Consider the following 5,731-nt stretch of genomic DNA (forward strand, 5'->3'; position numbering starts at 1 on the left):
AACCCAGCCACCAAGAAGCACAAGAACCAAAGAAACCACAGGTGGCCCGTTGCCGGGAACTCAAACAACAGAAACATCAATCCGCTCCAGTCCGCCGCACTCATTCCTGGTGCGGCAGCCTGATCCGCTGGCGACTCAAACAACGTGACGCCCATCATCGCAGCGATCTCTTCCCGCCCAGATTCGACATCCTCTTGATCGACTTCGATTTGCAGCAACCCAGCGACGAACTCGGTCGTTCCCCACGGTGCACGCATCACATCGATCGGTTGCTCGCCCTTGTGGTTTCCCAGTTCCATATCGGCGTCGTGATCGAGCAACACCTTGGCAATGTCGTCGCGTCCCAGGAACGCAGCGACCAAGAAGGGCGAATCACCTTGCTCGGATCGTTGATTGACATCGGCGCCCGCCAACAAGGCTTTTTCCACGCCCGCCAAGTCATCTTGAACGACGGGAGTTAACAAGTCCGTCTCGTCAAAAACTGCGGCGTTGGGCGAAGGATGGGCCTGGATGTATCCCGCGACGATCCACATCACGGGAATGATCGTGCACATCCCGATCACAAACGGAATCCCGATTCTCAGTACGCGGTGCTCGATCAGTTTCGAAGCCCCGCGCCGCCGGAACAGCATCATCGTGAAGAAGCCGCTGAGCAGAAAGAACAACGGCATTCGAAAGCCATGCACCAACGCAATGAACACCGAAACCAAATCGCTGCTTTGCGAATCTTGGATCGGCCAGCCTCGCCCCGCATCGGGCGAGTAAGCGATGGCTGCGTGCAAGAAAATCCCCAGCAACATCGCGATGCCTCGCAACGCATCCAGGTCGTGCCGACGGAAAGCAACCGAAGTCATTGAATCATTCATGGCTTCAGTTTCCTCGATGCCGGGACCGAACTCGCCGTCGTTTCAGTAACGAAGTGTACCGGTCCGAATCAAAGCGAGTGTTAACTTGGATTCCAATCCAGTCCCATCGGCAACTGGTTCAGATTAACTGGACCGTCCGCCGTCACGACCAACATGTCTTCGATGCGAACACCACCAGTTTGTCGTCCATACAAGCCAGGCTCGACCGTGAAAACTTCACCCGCGAGCATTTCGCCTCCGCCGTGATCCAGCAAGATTGGCTCGTGAACTTCCAAACCAATTCCGTGACCGGTGCCGTGTTGAATCGAAGGACCCTCGGTCAACTCGCCACGCGAGATTGGGTACCCGTGCCCCAACAAGACTTTCTCGACCGCCAACTGCACCTCTTCGCCTGTTCGTCCCGGGAACAAAACGGCCTCGGCCGCTTCCTTGGAAGCGACCACCGCCGCGTGCATTTTCAGAACCGTTTCGCTGGGTGTTCCGTGGACCACCGTTCGCGTGCAGTCACCGTTGTAACGCGTCGACTCATCTCGCGGAAACAGATCGACGATGACCGGATGGCCGGTGTACAAATCGCCGTCGCCACGATGATGGCAGTCGGCTGAATCGGGCAAGGTGGCAACGATGGCACCATGGCTCATCGTGAAATTGCGTTTCATGAACGCTTCCCCGGCCATGGTGCGAACCCGTTCGCTGGTCAAAGGTTCGCCACCGAACATCAACCGGCCTTCGGAACCGACCTCTGCCGTGGCAATCATTTCACACATCTGCCGCATGACCGCTTCGGTGACCGACTGAGCCTTTCGAAGAGCATCGATCTCTTGGTCCGTTTTGACTCGGCGATCGATCACGCCCAAATCATCGTCGTAGGCAATGGAGATTCCGGCGTCGGCCAAGTGCCAGGCGTAGATCAGCGGGAACGCACGATCGACAACGACCCGGTCGATCGATTGAAGCTGTAGAAATCTCGCCACCGATTGAGCGGACGCGGTTTCGCGGTCGCCGCTGGGCGAACCCGAGGCAGGCGGAAAATCAGCCGGACAATGAACGGCATCCAGTTGCCCCGCGGCGCGAGTCCGATCCATTTCCAAATCACGAACGATACCGATGTTCTTCCCATCAGGCAGGCCCACCCAAGCAGCAGGATCCCCCAACGCAATCCCCAAGCGTCGAAACAAATTCGCATTTCGATCGGCCAGGCCAGCCATCACCTGGGCCTCACCTGAACGAGCATTGTCGGAACCAGAACCGTCAGCGGAGTCGCTCTTGGCTACCATCAATTTTGAATGAATCATGCGTCCAAATTAACCGACGGGAAGGACGCTGCCGAGAGACCACCGACCGATCGAACTCGCAACCACTCAATCGTCAACACAACGTGGGATTGCAGGAGTACAAATCGCCTCAACCGCACCAGTCCCCTTCAAAAACGGCAATCACGCTGGCGATTTCTGTCACGCGGGCTCCCCTCGCGACACTCGCTTCCCCCGACAGAATCCTCTTAGATTCACTAATCGTGCTGACCCACTGAACGTTCTCAAAATTCGCTTGCGACTGTTCTGGCGGATGAAGCGATCCGGCGGCTGGTGCCGATCGTTGGGAGGGACGTCGCCCAGACGCGATCAAACGGCATCGTTTCGGTGCCAAGCGTCTCGCCCCGCCGCCATCGCCTGAGTTTGTTTCATGACATGGTTTTCAAAACCCACTGACGCGTCTGCTCCCAACGCCCACGCAGCAACCGTCACACGACAGGCCGCTCCAGCGGACCGCCGTGTGAACCGCATGCTTCGACGTCGTTGGATTTGCACGGTCGCGCTTGGAGGGATCATGTTGTCGACCGGCCCAGGTTTGATCGACACCAGCACGGCTGGGTTCCCAGAGATGGTCGAGCGGGTCGGACGCTTTTGTGGATGCAGTTGGGGCGATGGATACCATGCTTGTCACAGCAGCGGCATGCGACCGATGGCCAATCTACCGCCTCGTTCTTACCAGGCTCGAACGGGCAATCTCGGCGACAAAGTGATGGGGTGCCGTGCGTGTCAGTCACCAAGTTGCCAGGGAACATGCCAAGCCAGTTCGTTGGCAACGGGCGAACTCCGTGATGGCTTCAGCCGGTTGCGACCAACGATGCTGCCCAGCGCCCGTCGCCCAACGTTCTACGACCGGTTTGATGAGTACGCTCGGAAAGTGAGCTTCGAGGCTGCCGCAGCCGAAGTGGGCGCGCGTCCCGTCGACCCAATTCTCGACCACGAATCCATCGAAGGTCATTACCCCGAAACCAACTCACCTCGCTTTCGACTGCACTCGAAACACATCGATGAGTTCACTCACCATGGTTTTTCAGTCTTAGCGAATGAAGATCCCGCGACGACATTGCCATTGGAATCCACCGCTGACACCCCAGCCGTCACCAACGATCTCGCGCCCACCAACGAAGCACTCCCGAAACAACATTTGACCGAGGAAGAGATCCAGCGTTTTCGTGAATTTCAAGAACACCAACGGCTGGAGAAAAAGTACCAAAAGTACTTGATCGATCCGGAAGAGATCGAGCCTTCGCAGATGTTTGGCGGACCTCCTGTTGGTAGCGAACAACGTCGCTTGATCGATGAACGCAAAGTCGACGAACTGCTCAAGAACAAACCTCTGCAACTGCCACCATCGATTCGCGAAAGAGAGGTTTTCGAGGATTCGCTGCCAAGCCCGAGTGACCTGCTCGACGCAGCACCTGAGCCGGCGGAAGCCTCCGAATCATCTGACGAGGAGGAATCCTTGCTGCTCGAGGAACTGCTGCCGCCTTACCCCGATGAAGACAGCTTGCTTCCGAAATCTGACGCGGCAAAGCCATCGCCTTGGCCACTTGGTTCCGCAACCGATTCCTTGACCCAGCAACCACCGTCACCGGCACCGACTCACTCGTCGCGGAACTTCATTCGACAACCGTCCGAAGACGTGACCACGCCACCAACCACCCAGCGCACACCCACCGAGCGTGTTGCGGAAATTCCGAACTGGCGTTTCATCCGTCAACCTCATTAGTGCATCGTCCAGTTTTGATCAGGCAGAGCCATGTGCCCGATCATTCCTGCCGATTCAATTCGCGTTTCAAGTGCGGCCGCCTTCGCAGCACGTTTCGCAAATGGTGTGACAGCGTTCACACTGCAACTTGCCGCGAATTTCGATCAACGTTCGCCCCAAACAAACGGGACAAACTCCCTGCGTCGCATCGGCTGGCGAGCACTGATCCCACTGGCTCGGCAAGCCTGCCTGTGCCGGATCGCCCGCTGATTGGTGCGTTGACCTGGAAGCTCGCGATTCGTTCATACTGGAATCCATTTGGTGTGCTGATTTCAAAGCGGTTAGACTCGAGTGGGAGGATAACCGATGGCTTCCAACCATTCCCGATTCAAAGCATCCAATCGCGACGCGTTTTTGACTCGTGACACAACACGGCTGAGTCAGCTGGTGCGATTGGCAATCACCCTGACCACCGTGCTCGGCGTGAGTGTCTTGGTGCAGTTGCTGCTTCCGTACCGGGATTACTTCCCCGCCAACCTGAATGACTCGGTGTTCCTGTCCGCTCACCGGAGTCACTTCCACGGTTGGTACTCCATTGCGTTCTACGTTCACATTGTTGCCGGACCGATTGCGTTGATTCAAGGCGCCGCGTTGTTCTTCAGCGGAACGATGCAAAAGCCGACTCCGCCATGGCACCGTGTGATCGGCCGTGTGCAAGCCGCGGTGGTGCTGTTCTTTCTTTTCCCCAGTGGTCTCGTGATGGCTCAATACGCCATGGCGGGCCCGAGTGCGGAAGTCGCGTTCACATTGTTGGCACTGGCGACCGCCATCACGATGGCGTTTGCTATCCGCAACGCAATGACCGGCCGAATCATCCAGCATCGCCTCTGGGCAACGCGATGCTTTTTACTTTTGTGCTCACCGTTGCTGCTGCGGGTTGTCGTGGGGTTCACGATCGTCACGGACACCGAAACGGATTTCGCACACCGCCTTATCGCCTGGACCAGTTGGTTGGTTCCATGGTTCTTTTTCGAGGTTGGGAGAAAATGTCATGACACTGCGCACCGTAAAACCAAGACGTCACGCCTTCACATTGCTTGAACTTCTTGTGGTTGTTGGCATCATTGCCGTCCTGATTGGACTGCTGATGCCCGCGGTTCGCACATCCAGTGAAGCCGCCAGAAGAATGAGTTGCAGCAACAACTTCAAACAGATTGGGCTTGGCCTTCACAACTATCACTCCGCCTACAAGCACCTTCCTCCGGCCCAAGGAGGCACACTTCAAGGCCCATCCAAATACGATGGCAACTCGCGACGACTCAGCGGCTTGGTGGCGTTGATGCCGTTCATCGAAGCGTCAAGCATGTGGGAAACCATTGCCAACCCCGCTGAGTTCAACGGAATACTGTACCCACCAATGGGTCCAGTTCCGTGGGACGAGAAATATCAGCCTTGGACCGCACAGATTCAGACCTACCAGTGCCCCGCGTCTCCGGCCACACCCGAACCGTTCGGATTGACGAGCTATGCGTTCTGCGTTGGTGACCAAGTCGACCTGTTGAATGTCGAACACACGTCAACACAAAACGTACGAGGCATTTTCGCAGGGGCTCATGTCCCCAACTTCCGAACGATCACCGATGGCTTGTCCAACACGATTGCCATGTGTGAGATCGGCAACGACCTCGGCGATCGTTGGGACATCGGACAAACTGCGATTCGTCCAACCGAGCAAATCTTTCGATTTCCCGCCATGTGCCGAGAGACTCTGGATGTGGATCGTCCCAATTTCTACAAACCCTCGATCTCACTCGCCAGCGTCGGGCGGGGCGGTCGGTGGGCAGATG

6 protein-coding genes are annotated in these 5,731 nt (G+C 56.9%); 3 read left to right on the plus strand and 3 right to left on the minus strand.

The genetic code is table 11. The features are described from left to right. A partial coding sequence (locus ACF8AM_RS10170; RefSeq protein WP_392555534.1) for an acyltransferase family protein occupies positions 1–866 on the minus strand: 866 nt, incomplete at its 3' end. Positions 867–946: 80 nt separating this feature from the next. After that, positions 947–2,161, minus strand: coding sequence for a M24 family metallopeptidase (locus ACF8AM_RS10175; protein ID WP_392555535.1), 1,215 nt, complete (start codon positions 2,159–2,161; stop codon positions 947–949). Between the two features lie 388 nt (positions 2,162–2,549). Here ACF8AM_RS10175 and ACF8AM_RS10180 point away from each other — a divergent pair, with 388 nt between their 5' ends. Further along, positions 2,550–3,905, plus strand: coding sequence for a hypothetical protein (locus tag ACF8AM_RS10180; protein WP_392555536.1), 1,356 nt, complete (start codon positions 2,550–2,552; stop codon positions 3,903–3,905). 66 nt (positions 3,906–3,971) lie between these two features. On the opposite strand, the gene ACF8AM_RS10185 is transcribed toward ACF8AM_RS10180, so the two are convergent. After that, positions 3,972–4,190, minus strand: a complete 219-nt coding sequence (locus tag ACF8AM_RS10185; protein ID WP_392555537.1) for a hypothetical protein — start codon at positions 4,188–4,190, stop codon at positions 3,972–3,974. A gap of 60 nt (positions 4,191–4,250) precedes the next feature. Between ACF8AM_RS10185 and ACF8AM_RS10190 the strand changes: the two genes are divergently transcribed. Further along, entirely contained in the window at positions 4,251–4,985 is a 735-nt protein-coding gene (locus ACF8AM_RS10190) for a DUF2306 domain-containing protein (protein WP_392555538.1), read from the plus strand. Positions 4,986–4,992: 7 nt separating this feature from the next. Then, the coding region (locus ACF8AM_RS10195) for a DUF1559 domain-containing protein (RefSeq protein WP_392555539.1) at positions 4,993–5,731 on the plus strand (739 nt) is incomplete at its 3' end.

The sequence above is a fragment of the Rhodopirellula sp. JB055 genome (assembly GCF_043100905.1).
Classification (GTDB): domain Bacteria; phylum Planctomycetota; class Planctomycetia; order Pirellulales; family Pirellulaceae; genus Rhodopirellula.